Here is a 14,016-nt window from a genome sequence, read left to right as displayed (position 1 = left end):
CGGTCTGGCTGGTTTGCAGCATGGCGCTGGCGCTGCTGTTGAGCGCTGCCGCCTGGGGCGCAGAGCGCCTGCTGCAGCGGCACGGCTGCACGACGCGCTGGCTGTGGCTGGCGGCCATCGCCGCGTCCGTCCTCTTGCCCCTGGCATGGCTGCCAGGCGTGCTGGCGGCCATGCCGGCGGAACAGGCGCAGCTGAAGCTGGGCTGGTTTGTCTTGTCGATGGGCATGCTGTTGATATTGCTGCTGCGCAGCGTCTGGCTGCTGTCGCACCAGCGCCGCTGGCAAAAGAGCACCTTGCTGGGCACGCCCGTCTTCCTGAGCGGCGGCATCGGTCCCTGCGTGGCGGGACTGCTGCGGCCCCGCATCGTGATGCCCGTCTGGCTGCGATTGATTCTGCCGCCGCAACAGGCGCTGCTGCTGGCGCACGAGCAATGCCGGCTGGCCGCGCGCGATCCGCTGCTGCTGGCCGTGGCGTACGCCTTGATCGTGCTCATGCCCTGGAACCTGCCCCTGTGGTGGCAACTGCACCGGCTGCGCTTTGCCATCGAGGTCGATTGCGACGCGCGCATGCTGGCGCACGGCCACGCGCTGCGCGACTATGCCATCGTCCTGCGCCAGCATGGCCAGTACTATTCGGGCCTGACGGGCGCCTCGCCCATCGTGCTGAACGACCCGCTGGCACTGCGGCGCCGGCGGCAAATCATGACCAGATTTACCCGGGACCAAGCGGCGAACTTGCTATAGTAGCGGCAACGCCGCGCGGCGCGCCCGCGATCCCGGCTTCCCCCTTCGAAATCAGAGAGATACCATGCTTTACCTGCTTGCCATCGTGATCGTCATCGCCCTGCTGTACTACGTCTTCAGCGGCCGCACGCCCGTCAAACCGCTGCACAAGCCGCTCGTTTCGGTGCGCCAGTACGTGCCGGCGATTCCTCCCGGCGCACCCGCGCACCACTGGAGCGATGAGGGACGCTTTGCGTCGGAAGTGGAAAACGAGTCGATGTACCAGCCCGCCATCGCCAAGCTGGCCGGCGAGCACGGTCCCGGCAATGCGGAAGAAAAATGCCTGGCCCTGCTCGTCTGTGACGATGCCAACCCGTTCCAGGACAAGGCCATCGCCGTCTTCATCGATGGCCTGCTGGTCGGCTACCTGTCGCACAACGACGCCCTGCGCCTGCGCCGCAACCTCGGTCGCATGGACCTGGTGGGCCAGCTGACCTCGTGCGACGCCGTCATCCGCGGCGGCGGCCTGTGGAATGGCAAGCGCCTGTCGTACGCCGTATGGCTCGATCTGCAGCCCTACAACTAAGCTATCGCGCGCGCCAACCTGACGGCGCGCGTGGCGATAAAGCTGGGCAGGTATTTTTCAATTTCAAAGCGCGGGTGGGGATGCATTTCCTCGTGGTAGCCTGCCAGCACGAACCCCGCCGCCAGCTGGCCGCCGATCTGGCTGTCCAGGCCGTGGCCGAAGATCAGCGCCTCGCCCCTGTCCATGCGCGCCGCCAGCGCATCGGCTGGCATATCCTCCACATCCGAATACGGCAGCACAAAACGGGGACGTATCAATCCCTGCTTTGCCCATTGCGGATCGCGGTCGCCGATGAACACGGCCGGATTGAAGAAACTGCTCAGCAGCACGCCGCCGTCCGCCAGCACGCGCGCGCATTCGCGCCACACGGGAGCAATGTCGGGCACGTACTGGTTCGACACGGGGTGCACGATGAGGTCGAAACTGGCGTCGGCAAAGCGGCGCAGGTCGCGCATGTCTCCCTGTACGGTGGCCAGGTGCAAGCCGTCGCGTTCACCCACCATGCGGTCTTTCGCCAGTTGCTGCTCAGATAAATCGAAGACGGTCACGTGTGCGCCGGCCGCGGCCAACACGGGCGCCTGCTGCCCGCCGGCACCGGCCAGGCACAGGATACGCTTGCCTTGCACATCGCCAAGCCAGCCGGCCGGCAAGGAGCCGGGCGTCAAATGGATTTGCCACTGCCCGGCGCGCGCCGCGGCGATGGTGGCGCTGTCGACAGGCTGCGACCATGGGCTGTTCTGTACAGCCTGGGCATCCCAGGCTTGCTGATTATGCCGCAAGAAGTTGTCACTTGAAGGCATCGTCATCCTTTCAGAAAAAACAGGACGCGAATGTAGCATGACACCAGGCAAGGCGTCGCACCTTGTAAAAAAACCACACAATTCTTGATGGCAACTTCCTCGCCGGCATCGCCATTCCACGGGCACGACAAGTCCGCGACCCACCTATCCCGCTCGGGAATAGCTTGCACGACAGGGAAAATAATTACAATTAAGATATTTGTTTCCTGAAATCTGGTAAGGTAATTCGCATCGATCACCCGCAGTGGCGGCAGGCGCCCACGCCAGCGCCAAACGCGTCACCTGTTTGCCTACGATGATACCTGCCAGCGTCCAGCATCTGTTCCACCTTCCCGCCGACCCGGCCCAGCTGCACCACGGCCAACATGCGCCTGGCCTCGTGCTGCTGTCGCTCGTGATCGCCATTTTCACGTCGTGGATGGCTTTCCAGATGACGGCGTACAGCCGCGCGCAGGCGAGCATCAGCCGCCGCTTGCACTTGCTGTGCCTGCTGGCCGGCAGCCTGGCGCTGGGCTGCGGCGTGTGGGCCATGCATTTCATCGGCATGCTGGCCTTCGAGCTGGGCACCAGCATTGCCTACGATCCGGGCCTGACCTTGCTGTCCATCGTGCCCAGCGTGGCGGCCTCGTTCGTGGCCCTGGCCACCATCAGCCGGCGCGCCGTCACGGCGCCGCTGCTGCTGCGCAGCGGCTTGCTGGTGGGCCTGGGCATCGGCGCCATGCATTACACGGGCATGCAGGCCATGCGTGTGGGCCTGTCGCTGCGCTACGATCCGCTGCTGTTCGCGCTGTCGCTCGTCGTTGCCGTGGCGCTGGCCACCCTGGCCCTGTGGATACGTTTCGGCTTGCGCGGCTGGAGCAGCCGCGTGCCCTCGTCGCAGCGCACGCTGATAAGCGCCTGCGTCATGGGTTGCGCGATTACCGGGATGCATTACATGGGCATGCAGGCGGCGCGCTTCGTGGGTACGATCCCCCCGGGCAATGATGCCGATGCCAACCGGCCCATGCTGGTGATCAGCGTGACCCTGCTGACCATTGCCCTGACGATCCTGGTCGCCTCGGCCGTAGGCATCTTGCGCTACCGCGAACTGTTTCGTCACCTGAACCAGAGCGAACACTGGACCCGTTCGCTGCTGACAAGCACGGTCGACGGCGTCATCACCATCGACCGGCACGGCAGCATCATCGACTTCAACGGCGCCGCCGAGCGCATCCTCGGCTGGCGGTCGGCGGAAATTGTCGGTCGCCATGTCAGTGTGCTGGTCAGCGACGTGCGCCAGTCGGAACAGCACGGCCTGCTGCATTACCTGCGCACGGGCGAGGCTGACGCTTTCCAGTCCAGCGAGGAAATCGTCTACCTGCGCAAGGATGGCGTGCCGGTCGCCGTGCAGCGTTCGGTGGCCAGTGCGCGTCTGGCCGACCAGGATTTATATGTGCTGTTCATTACGGACATCAGCGAACGGCGCGCCATGCTGGCCGCCCTGCGCGAAAGCGAGCAACAGCTGCGCTCGCTGATCGGCAATATTCCGGGCATCGCCTTTCGCTGCACCACGGCGGAAAACCAGCCCATGCTGTTCATCAGCGATGGCGTGGAAGCCGTCACCGGCTATCCGCCCGCCGACTTTCTCGGCGCCGCACCGCGCCGCAGCATCACGGGCCTGATCGCCAGCGAAGAGCGCGCCTACGTCGTCGACGTCTTCAACCGCAGCGTGGCCAGCGGCGAGCCCTACCTGCTGGAATACCGGCTGCTGCATGCCGACGGCACGGCGCGCTGGCTGTGGGAGCGTGGCACCGTCGTGCACGATGCGGCAGGCGCCGTACGCTGGGTCGACGGCGTCATCCTCGATATCAGCGAACGGCGGCAGATGGAGGAAGACTTGCGCAAGGCCAAGGAAAAAGCGGAGCTGGCGGCCGCCACGCGGGCCAGCTTTGTCGCCAACATGAGCCATGAAATCCGCACGCCGATGAACTCCATCCTCGGCTTCACCGATGTGCTGCTCGACTCGCCGCTGGCGCCGGAGCAGCGGCGCCACCTCAACACCGTGCGCCAGTCCGGCCGCTCGCTGTTGCGCCTGCTCAACGAAGTGCTCGATACGGCCAAGCTGGACAAGGGCGCCGTGGCGCTGGAAATGCGCGACTACAGCCTGCTGGCGCTGGTCGATGAACTGGCGTCGACGTATGGCATCCATGCGCGCAACAAGGGTTTGCGCATGGAGGTGCAGTACGATCCGCAACTGCCGGCCGTGCTGCATGGCGACGAATTGCGCATGCGGCAAGTGCTGGGCAACCTGCTCGACAACGCCATCAAGTTCACGCCCAGCGGCGCTGTCAGCCTGACGGCGCGCCGCGACGACGGCCAGCTGCACCTGCTGGTGCGGGACAGCGGCATCGGTATCGCAGCGGAACGGCGCGACGCCATTTTTGATCCCTTCGTGCAGGCGGACGCTTCGACCACGCGGCGCTTTGGCGGCACGGGCCTGGGCACCACCATCAGCAGGCAGTTGGTGACCCTGATGCAGGGGCGCATCTGGGCCGACGCCAGCGTGCCGCACGGCAGCGTATTCCACGTCATGCTGCCCTTGCTGCCGGCACGCCAGGCGGCGCTGCCCGCCAGCGAACGCCGCAGCGTGCGCCTGCCGCCCCTGCGCGTGCTGGCCGCCGACGACGTGCCGCAAAACCTGGAACTGCTGAGCCTGCTGCTGGGCAAGCGCGGCCACACGGTGATCACGGCAGGCGATGGCGTGGAAGCCTTGCAGCTGACGCAGCAGGACGACTTCGACATTCTGCTGCTGGACTTGCAAATGCCGCGCATGGATGGCCTGGCCGCCACGCAAGCCATCCGCGCCGCCGCCCTGCGCGATGGCCGCCCGCGCGTGCCCGTGATCGCCATGACGGCCAGCGTGCTCGATGCGCACCGCAAGGCGGCGCGGGCGGCCGGCATGGACGGTTTCGCCACCAAGCCCGTCGAGTGGCAGGCGCTGTCGCGGGAAATCGCCCGCGTGCTGGGCCTGGCGGCGGAGCCGGCCGATGACAGCCCCGCGCCCGCTGGAGGAAGAGTGCTGCACCATGCGGGCGCCCTGCAGCGCTGGGCCGGCAACGACAGCGCCTACCGCGCGGCGCTGGCCCGCTTTGGACACGAGCATCCGCGCGTGCCGCCTGCCCTGCAGGCCGCCATCGAAGCACGCGACCACGCGGCGCTCCTGCCGCAAAGTCACCGGCTGCGCGGCGCGGCGGCCAACCTCGGCCTGGAACAGCTGGCCGCCAGCCTGGCGGCACTGGAACAAGCGTGCGCCAGTCCCGCCCTCGCCACGGCGCCGCAGCTCGATGAGACGCTGGGCAAGCTGCTGACGCAATGGCCAGCGGCCCTGGCCGCCATCGCCCGGCTGGCACCGCCTGCATTGCCGGCGGCAACGACGACGAGCGCCATCGACGCGCCCGCCGCCCGGCAAGCGGCCAGCGCCCTGCTGCAGGCCTTGCAGCGCGGCGAACTCGATGACGCGGCGCAAGCCCAATTGCAGCACGCCATGGGCGCGCAAGCGGATGCGCTGGCGCCGCTGCTGCACGCCATCGACGACTTTGATTTTCCCCTGGCACAGTCGCTCCTGCACGGCCTGCTGCCCACCTTCGCCCCGGAGTCCCCATGAATGCACAAGCCAGGCCCGTGATTCTCGTCGTCGACGATGAAGCGGCCAATTTGCAATTGCTGCGCCAGATCTTGCAGAACGACTACGCGCTGCTGTTCGCCAAGGATGGCGCGCGGGCCCTGGAACTGGCGCAGCAGGAACGCCCGGCCCTGATCCTGCTCGACGTGATGATGCCGGGCATGAGCGGCCACGACACCTGCCGCCAGCTGAAAGCAGCGCCGCTGACGGCCGCCATCCCCGTCATTTTCGTCACGGCCCTGAACGACATGCGCGATGAACTGAGCGGTTTTGAAGCGGGCGCCGTCGATTACATCACCAAGCCGCTCAGCCCTGCCATCGTGCGGGCCCGTGTGCGCACGCATCTGTCGCTGGTGCGCATCGACGAATTGAAGGAAACGCGGCTGCAGATCGTCCAGCGCCTGGGCCTGGCGGCCGAGTACAAGGACAATGAAACGGGCTTGCACGTGATCCGCATGAGCCATTACGCGCGCCTGCTGGGCGTGGCCGCCGGCATGGACGAGGCCGCCGCGGACGACCTGCTGCACGCGGCGCCCATGCACGACGTGGGCAAGATCGGCATCCCCGACCGCATCCTGCAAAAGCCGGGCAAGCTCGACGCGGACGAATGGGCCATCATGCAGACGCACGCGCGCATCGGCGCCGACATCATCGGCGAACATGCCGCAGGCGGCATGCTGGCGCTGGCCCGCGAGATCGCCCTGTCGCACCATGAAAAATGGGATGGCAGCGGCTACCCGAACGGCTTGGCGGGCGAGGCGATCCCGCTGGCGGGACGCATCATCGCCGTGGCCGACGTCTTCGACGCACTGACCTCGGTGCGCCCGTACAAGCGCGCGTGGTCGGTGACGGACGCCGTGGGCTATTTACAAGCGCAACAAGGCAGCCATTTCGATGCGCGGCTGGTCGATCTGTTTGTCAAGGAACTGCCCGCCATCGACGCCATCCGGCTGCGCTGGGCAGAGAAAGAGGAAGCCACGCGGCCGCCTGAAAAGTGAACTCCCGCCACGGCCAGCGTTGTTGCGTCACACAAAACAGTGCCGGACAGATGACGCCGGCACCGATGCAGACCACTGGAAGGGCAAGGAGCTCGATGCCATTATGGCCGGCAGCGGGCCAAGCATTTTGATGCACATCAAATAACTTGCACTTTCCTGGCGATAGCCTTGCCGATGGCGCACTGACGTAAAAAGCCGCGCCACCCTTGCGGATGGCGCGGCTTTTAACTGACAGCGACAGCCTTAGACTTTGCGCTGGGCGACGGCGTCAACAACACACAGCGCCGTCATGTTGACGATGCGGCGCACGGTGGCCGATGGCGTCAGAATGTGCACGGGCTTGGCGCAGCCGAGCAGGATCGGGCCCACGGCGATGCCGTTGCCGGCGGCCGTTTTCACCAGGTTGTAGGCGATGTTGGCCGACTCGATGTTCGGCATGACGAGCAGGTTGGCGTCGTTCTTCAGTGCCGAATTGGGCATCAGTTTTTGACGCAGCTTGCTGTCGAGGGCCGTATCGCCGTGCATTTCGCCGTCGATTTCCAGGTCCGGCGCGCGTTCCTTGACGATGGCCAGGGCGGCGCGCATCTTTTGCGCCGAGGCGCTGTCGCTGGAACCGAAGTTCGAGTGCGACAGCAGGGCCGCGCGCGGCGACAGGCCGAAACGGGTCATCTCTTCGGCGGCCATGATGGTGATCTCGGCCAGCTGCTCGGCGTCCGGGTTTTCATTGACGTGCGTGTCGACCATCACCAGCTGGCGCTCCGGCATGATCAGCACGTTCATGGCGGCGTAGACATTGCTGCCGGCGCGCTTGCCCAGCACCTGGTCGATGTATTTCAGGTGCAGCTGGGTGGTGCCGAAGGTGCCGCAGATCATGCCGTCGGCGTCGCCCTTGTGGATCATCATCGAACCGATCAGGGTGTGGCGGCGGCGCATTTCCAGCTTCGCGTATTCCTCGGTGACGCCCTTGCGGCTCGTCATCGCGTAATACGTGTTCCAGTAATCGCGATAGCGCTCGTCGAAGTCCGGGTTGATGACGTCGAAGTCGACGCCTTGCTTGAGGCGCAGGCCGAACTTCTGGATGCGCGCTTCGAGCACCGGTGGACGGCCGACCAGGATAGGACGCGCCAGTTTTTCATCGACCACCACTTGCACGGCGCGCAGCACGCGCTCTTCTTCGCCTTCGGCGTAGACGATGCGTTTGAGTTCGGCCGGCGTGGATTTGGCCATCAGGAACAGCGGCTTCATGAAGGTGCCGCTGCGGTAGACGAATTGCTGCAGGCTGTCCGCGTACGCTTGCAAGTCCTTGATCGGACGCGTGGCGACGCCGGAATCCTCGGCCGCCTTGGCAACGGCCGGCGCGATCTTGATCAGCAGACGCGGATCGAACGGCATCGGGATCAGGTATTCAGGACCGAACGACAGGTTGCTGATGCCATACGTGGTGGCCACGATGTCGGACTGCTCCGCATGCGCCAGGTCGGCGATCGCGTGCACGACGGCGATTTCCATTTCGCGCGTGATCGTCGTCGCGCCGCAATCGAGGGCGCCGCGGAAGATGTACGGGAAGCACAGCACGTTGTTGACCTGGTTCGGGTAGTCCGAACGGCCCGTGGCGATGATGGCGTCGCTGCGCACGGCCTTGACTTCTTCCGGCAGGATTTCCGGATTCGGGTTGGCCAGCGCCAGGATCAACGGATTCGGCGCCATCTTGCGCACCATGTCTTGCTTCAGCACGCCGCCGGCGGAGACGCCGAGGAAAATGTCGGCGTCCGGGATGATCTCGGCCAGGGTGCGCAGCGGCGTGTCTTGCGCGAAGCGTTCCTTGTCCGGGTCCATCAGTTCCGTGCGGCCCTTGTAGACGACGCCGGCCAGGTCGGTGACGTAGATGTTTTTCAGCGGGAAGCCCAGGTCGACGATCAGGTCCAGGCAGGCCAGCGCCGCGGCGCCCGCGCCCGACACGACCAGTTTGCAGTCCTCGATTTTCTTGCCGACGGCTTTCAGGCCGTTCAGGATGGCCGCGCCGACGATGATGGCGGTGCCGTGCTGGTCGTCATGGAAGACGGGAATCTTCATGCGGTCGCGCAGCTGGCGCTCGATGTAGAAGCACTCGGGCGCCTTGATGTCTTCCAGGTTCACGCCGCCGAAGGTCGGTTCCAGCGAAGCGATGATGTCGACCAGTTTGTCCGGGTCCGATTCGTTGATTTCGATGTCGAAGACATCGATGCCGGCGAATTTCTTGAACAGCACGCCCTTGCCTTCCATCACCGGCTTGGCGGCCAGCGGACCGATATTGCCCAGTCCCAGCACGGCCGTGCCGTTGGTGATGACGGCCACCAGGTTGCCGCGCGCCGTATATTTATAGGCGTTGGCCGGATCGATGACGATTTCTTCGCACGGTGCCGCCACGCCTGGCGAGTAGGCCAGTGCCAGGTCGCGCTGATTGGTCAGTTGTTTGGTCGGCGTCACGCTGATTTTGCCGGGGCGCGGGCACTCGTGATACTCGAGTGCGGCCAAGCGCAATTGTTGACGCAATTCTTCTTTTTTATCAGATGACGAATCCATGCTGTGCTGCCTTCCTGTTTGGTCGATCGGGTGTTCCGGATTTTATCAGACCGATTCTTTCAATTAGCTAGGTATTTTCCGCTAGCCACAGTCTGATATCACGAAAACGCATAACCTAGCATTGTAAGGCCGTCCGGCGGCACAAACGTCCTCAACAGGAAAAACTATCAAATTTTATATTTCAATTAGTTTTTATGATCACTTACCGGGAGCGCGCCACAGCGGCAGCGCGGCGACGGCGCGCTCGATATCGTCCATCTCGTCGTCCCCGAGAGTGGTGTCGAATGGGGCGGACAGGATGCGGCGCATCAGCGCCAGGCGCGTCGTCGCCTGCTGCGCGTCGATGAAGCGCGTTGTCTCCGCGCAATACTGCGCGCGGCGCTGGGCATCGGCGCCGTCATCATCGCCGTCGGGATAATAATGGCGGCCGATGTTATTGAGCGACATTAACAAAAATTCGATCTCGCGCAGGATGCGCAGCGCATCCTCGCCGGACAGCACGATGCGGCGGTTGGCGGGCAGCAGGGATGGCGGCGTGGCGCGACTATTCAAAATAGTCCTCGATCAGGAAGGCATAGTCGCCATCGATCAGCATTTGCAGATAAGCGTCGAAGCTGTCGGCGATGACCTGGTAATTGTCGGGGTCATGCAGGAAGCGCACGACCTGCCCGACCTTGCCCGACACCGTGGGCGTGAAATCGATATACAGCCGAGAGGAGCCGCCATTGTTCATGCAATGCGAAAAACACAGGCGCTGGCCTTGCTGGATACCGGCGTCGATGCGGGCGTCGACGATGCCGGGATCTTCCTCCAGGTAATGGCCGTAGATATCGGCGATGCTGCGCTGGTTCGCCTGCCCGTCCTGCAGGATCTGCTCGACGGAACTCAGGTAATACGGATACTCGAACACGTCCGAGCCCAGCATGTACACCAGCACCATGCCGCCCGCGTACTCCTGATAATAGGTGCCGTTGTACTGGCCCAGCAAGCGCAGAAGGCTGTCCGGGCACAGTGGATACGCGTGGCGCAAGCTGGCCAGTTGTGCCGCGCTGGCGCCGCTGGCCAGTGCCAGCTCCGCCAGCGGCTCTGGTGGCAAGGCCTGGCGCAATCCTGCCAAATAGTGGTCGACGATGTGCATGGGCGAAATATATCAGCTGCCGGCACACGGCACGCGCACCTTAGCGTGCATTGGCCAGCCGCGCCCCGGGCGCGAAGCGCACGGCGATCAGCAGCAGCACCACGACGCCGGCCGCCATCACCATCCACGCCTGGGCCAGGCTGGACGAGTGCTGGCGTATCAGGCCGGCGATGAACGGCATGCTGCTGGCGATGATGTAGCCGCCGCCCTGCACGAAACCGAGCAGTGCGCCGGCGCCGGCCGGCTCAACCACGTGGTCCATGCTGACGATCAGCGACAAGGGGAACAAAGCGCCGATGCCGCAGCCCAGCAATATCACGGCGGGCAACGCCAGTTGCGCGGGCGCCACAATCAGGCAGGCCAGGCCGCCCAGCACGGCCAGCAGGACGGCCAGCAACAGGATGCGGCGGTCGGGGAAACGGTGGATGACGCTGGAAATCACCAGTCCCGCCAGCACCTCCACGAGGGTCAGGCCACCGAGCAGCAAGCCGCTGTCGGCCGCGCTCCAGCCCAGCTCCGTATAAAACGGCGGCAGCCAGGCCAGCACCAGGGTGTACGCGCCCGTGCCGATGCCAAAGAACACCATCAGCAGCCAGGCGCGGCCACTGCCCACGGGCAGGCTGGCGCCCGCGCCGCTGGATACCTCCACGCGCGAAGCGGCTGCCCGGCGCCACAGCAGCGCGGCGGCAACGGCCGGCAGCGCCCACAGGGCTAGCAGCACCTGCCAGCCCAGCGATTGCGCCAACGGTGAAGCGGACGCCGCGGCAATGGCGGCGCCGCCCATGATGCCCGTCGTATAAAAGCCCATCAACTGGCCTGCCCGCTCGGGGAAATGGCGCTTGATGAAGGCGGGCAGCAAGGCTTGCACCAGCGCGATGCCCAGGCCGCCCAGGGCCGCCGTGGCGATCAGGCCGCCGCTGCCATGCAAGGGCCAGCGCAGCGCGCAGGCGGCAGCGATGATGGCGATGCCCAGCGAGATGCCGCGCGCCACGCCCAGCCGGCGCTGCAGCTGCGCGCCCGCCAGCGCGCACAGGCCCATGGCGAACACGGGCACGGTGGTCAGCAAGCCCGCATCGGCATTGCTGAGGCCCGTGCCGGCCTGAATACTGTCGAGCAAGGGGCCGATGGCGGCCAGGATGGGCCGCAAGTTCAAGCCCAGCAGGATGATGGCGGCCACCAGCAGGGCCGAAGAAGCTGAAGCAGAAAGGGATGCGGCAGGTCGGGCGGAAGGCATGGGATAGTCCTTGCCTCGCTGGGAGGCACATGGTTTAATGCGTCATCAAATATGACTCGATGAAAAGTATCTTAACATAAAGATAGAAATCTATCTTGAGGTCAAGATAAATGGATGCCCATGACAACTACCCCGCAAGAACACACGCGCGCGCAATTTGCCGCCGCACAATGGCAGCGCGAGCTGCCGCAGATGGACACGCGCGCCATGCAGCTGGTGGGCCAGTTGGGCACGGTGGCGCAGCTGATGGCGCGCGACTGGCTCAATCCGCTGTTCGCGGAGCACGGCTTGCAGCCGGGCGAATTCGACGTGCTGGCGACCTTGCGCCGCTCGGGCGCGCCCTACAGCCTGACGCCGACGGCCCTGTACGAAGCGGCCATGCTGTCCTCGGGCGGCATGACCAACCGCATCGACCGGCTGGAAGCGGCCGGCTGGATCGAGCGACAGAAGCACCCGACGGACCGGCGCGGCGTGCTGGTGGCCCTGACACAAAGGGGATTGGAATTGATAGAAAAACTCGTGCTGCTGCACGTGGAGAACGAGCGCGCCATGCTGTCGGCGCTCGATGCGGACGAACAGCGCCAGCTCGACCAGTTGCTGGCCAAGCTGCTGCACGGCATGGCGCAGGAGAAGAAAGCTTAGGTGAGCAGACTCGCCAGTTCGCGCAGCGCCGCATTGCCGCGCCGGGCCAGGCGCCGCAGTTCGGCAGGGTCGCGGCTGTCGTAGATGGCCTGGACATGGCGCGCGCTGGCCGCGCGCAAGTCGATATCGCTGTCGCGGTCCGGCAGCTGGGCATCGGCCACATGGCCCTCGACCAGGGTCAGGTAGTAATGGCGGGGCTTGCCACGCAAGTTGGCGCAAAACTGCAGCACCAGGCCGCTCTCGAACAGCAGGGCGCCGCTGCGGCCATCTTGTTCCAGCAGCACGCGACACGCCGGCAAGGGCTGCCGCGCCGCGCGCAGAAAACCGGCCAAGTGCACCTGATAACCGAGTTCCAGGCCATTCGCGCCCAGCTGGCCGCGCTGCAGATACACCTTGAACGACGCCGGCACGGGCCGGCCGGCGCGGCGGAACAGGCGCGCATCTTCGTACAGGCACAGCTGGCCGCCGTCGCTGATGGCGTCGAAACCGCACGCCGCCAGCTCCTGCGCCTCGAAGGTGCGCAAGCCGACGGCTTGCGGGTCGCGCAGCCAGCCGTGGTCGAGCCAGGATTGCAGTAAGACGTGAATATCGGGGAGGGGCATGGCAAGCTGTTCGTCAGTGGCAAAGGCGCCTATTGTATGCCAGCCTATAATAGCCGGGCCACACCATCACTCAACGAACTGACCACGCCATGGCCCCACACGACGCGCTTTCCGAATTCGACCTGATCAAACAATATTTCGTGCGCCAGCGCCCCGGCCGCGCCACACTGGGCATCGGCGACGATTGCGCGCTGATCACGCCCGGCGCGGGCAAGCAGATCGCCATCTCGTCGGACATGCTGGTCGAGGACCGGCACTTCTTTGCCGGCGCCGACGCCCGCATGCTCGGCCACAAGAGCCTGGCTGTGAATTTGTCCGACCTGGCCGCCATGGGCGCGCGCCCCGTGGCATTTACCCTGGCCCTGGCCCTGCCGCAAGCGGAGCGCGCCTGGCTGGCCGGCTTTGCCGACGGCCTGTTTGCGCTGGCCGACGCCTTCGGCTGCGAATTGATCGGCGGCGACACCACCAAGGGCCCTTTGAATATCTGCATCACCGTGTTCGGCGAACTGGCGCCGGGCCAGGCCCTGCGCCGCAGCGCGGCCGTGGCGGGCGACGACATCTGGGTCAGCGGCACCCTGGGCGACGCGCGCCTGGCCTTGGCCGGCTACCGCAAGGAACAGGCATTGTCGCCAGCCGACCTGGCCATGGCAGGCGCGCGCATGCACACGCCGACGCCGCGCGTGGCGCTCGGCCGCGCGCTGGCCGAAGCGGGTCTCGCGCATGCGGCCATCGACATCTCGGACGGCCTGGTGGGAGATCTGGGCCACATCTTGAAAGCGTCGCAGGTGGGCGCCACCCTCGATGTCGACGCCCTGCCTGCCGGCCCCGTGCTGGCGCAGCAGGAAACAGGCTTGCGCCGCCGCTACACGGCCGCCGGCGGCGACGATTATGAATTGTGCTTCACGGCGCCCGCTGCCTCGCGCGACGCCATCGCCGCCCTGGCGGCCAGCTGCGCCACACCAGCCACGCGCGTGGGCAGCATCGAGGCCAAAGCGGGCTTGCGGCTGGTGGATGCGGCAGGGCAGCCGCTCGATCTGCAGCTGTCTTCCTTCGATCACTTCACCGATTGAG

12 protein-coding genes are annotated in these 14,016 nt (G+C 65.5%); 6 read left to right on the top strand and 6 right to left on the bottom strand.

Annotated elements, in window-relative coordinates; translation table 11 throughout:
• Positions 1-20 precede the first annotated feature (20 nt).
• Positions 21-743 carry a M56 family metallopeptidase gene (locus SKZ59_RS01400; protein WP_319990604.1) on the top strand — a complete coding sequence of 241 codons (723 nt, stop codon included), beginning with the start codon at positions 21-23 and terminating at the stop codon, positions 741-743.
• A 64-nt stretch (positions 744-807) separates the two neighbouring features.
• The gene (locus tag SKZ59_RS01395) at positions 808-1,308 is read left to right on the top strand and encodes a hypothetical protein (protein WP_034746219.1); all 501 of its coding nucleotides are present in this window, start codon (positions 808-810) and stop codon (positions 1,306-1,308) included.
• Here the strand turns inward: SKZ59_RS01395 and SKZ59_RS01390 are convergent.
• On the bottom strand, positions 1,305-2,108 hold the full coding sequence (locus tag SKZ59_RS01390) for a class I SAM-dependent methyltransferase (protein WP_319990603.1): 804 nt from the start codon (positions 2,106-2,108) through the stop codon (positions 1,305-1,307). The genes SKZ59_RS01395 and SKZ59_RS01390 overlap by 4 nt on opposite strands.
• Positions 2,109-2,403: 295 nt before the next feature.
• On the opposite strand from SKZ59_RS01390, the gene SKZ59_RS01385 reads away from it, so the two are divergent.
• Complete coding sequence (locus tag SKZ59_RS01385; protein WP_319991079.1) at positions 2,404-5,751, top strand: MHYT domain-containing protein; 3,348 nt, start codon at positions 2,404-2,406, stop codon at positions 5,749-5,751.
• The gene (locus SKZ59_RS01380; RefSeq protein WP_319990602.1) at positions 5,748-6,767 is read left to right on the top strand and encodes a two-component system response regulator; all 1,020 of its coding nucleotides are present in this window, start codon (positions 5,748-5,750) and stop codon (positions 6,765-6,767) included. The genes SKZ59_RS01385 and SKZ59_RS01380 overlap by 4 nt, the downstream gene beginning before the upstream one ends.
• Before the next feature lie 243 nt (positions 6,768-7,010).
• Here SKZ59_RS01380 and SKZ59_RS01375 read toward each other — a convergent pair whose 3' ends face one another.
• From SKZ59_RS01375 to SKZ59_RS01360, 4 genes are all read right to left on the bottom strand, one after another.
• Positions 7,011-9,329 (bottom strand): NADP-dependent malic enzyme, encoded by a 2,319-nt coding sequence (locus SKZ59_RS01375; protein ID WP_070301084.1) that lies wholly within the window; start codon positions 9,327-9,329, stop codon positions 7,011-7,013.
• Between the two features lie 198 nt (positions 9,330-9,527).
• Complete coding sequence (locus tag SKZ59_RS01370; protein ID WP_319990599.1) at positions 9,528-9,881, bottom strand: hypothetical protein; 354 nt, start codon at positions 9,879-9,881, stop codon at positions 9,528-9,530.
• On the bottom strand, positions 9,874-10,467 hold the full coding sequence (locus SKZ59_RS01365; protein WP_070301083.1) for an SMI1/KNR4 family protein: 594 nt from the start codon (positions 10,465-10,467) through the stop codon (positions 9,874-9,876). The genes SKZ59_RS01370 and SKZ59_RS01365 overlap by 8 nt, the downstream gene beginning before the upstream one ends.
• A gap of 40 nt (positions 10,468-10,507) precedes the next feature.
• The gene (locus tag SKZ59_RS01360) at positions 10,508-11,701 is read right to left on the bottom strand and encodes an MFS transporter (RefSeq protein WP_070301082.1); all 1,194 of its coding nucleotides are present in this window, start codon (positions 11,699-11,701) and stop codon (positions 10,508-10,510) included.
• A gap of 120 nt (positions 11,702-11,821) precedes the next feature.
• Between SKZ59_RS01360 and SKZ59_RS01355 the strand changes: the two genes are divergently transcribed.
• Positions 11,822-12,343, top strand: coding sequence for a MarR family transcriptional regulator (locus SKZ59_RS01355; protein ID WP_319990598.1), 522 nt, complete (start codon positions 11,822-11,824; stop codon positions 12,341-12,343).
• Here the strand turns inward: SKZ59_RS01355 and SKZ59_RS01350 are convergent.
• Positions 12,340-12,945 (bottom strand): hypothetical protein, encoded by a 606-nt coding sequence (locus SKZ59_RS01350; RefSeq protein ID WP_319990597.1) that lies wholly within the window; start codon positions 12,943-12,945, stop codon positions 12,340-12,342. The two genes, SKZ59_RS01355 and SKZ59_RS01350, sit on opposite strands and share 4 nt — an antisense overlap.
• Positions 12,946-13,034: 89 nt before the next feature.
• Between SKZ59_RS01350 and thiL the strand changes: the two genes are divergently transcribed.
• Positions 13,035-14,015: a thiamine-phosphate kinase gene (thiL, locus tag SKZ59_RS01345; RefSeq protein ID WP_319990596.1), complete on the top strand. Its 981-nt coding sequence runs from the start codon at positions 13,035-13,037 to the stop codon at positions 14,013-14,015.
• Position 14,016 lies beyond the last annotated feature (1 nt).

Origin of the sequence: Janthinobacterium sp. GMG2, from assembly GCF_033949445.1 — a bacterium.
GTDB classification, from domain to species: domain Bacteria; phylum Pseudomonadota; class Gammaproteobacteria; order Burkholderiales; family Burkholderiaceae_D; genus Janthinobacterium; species Janthinobacterium aestuarii.
Note: the sequence above shows the minus strand (reverse complement) of the source record. Positions and strands in the feature narration are given on the sequence as shown.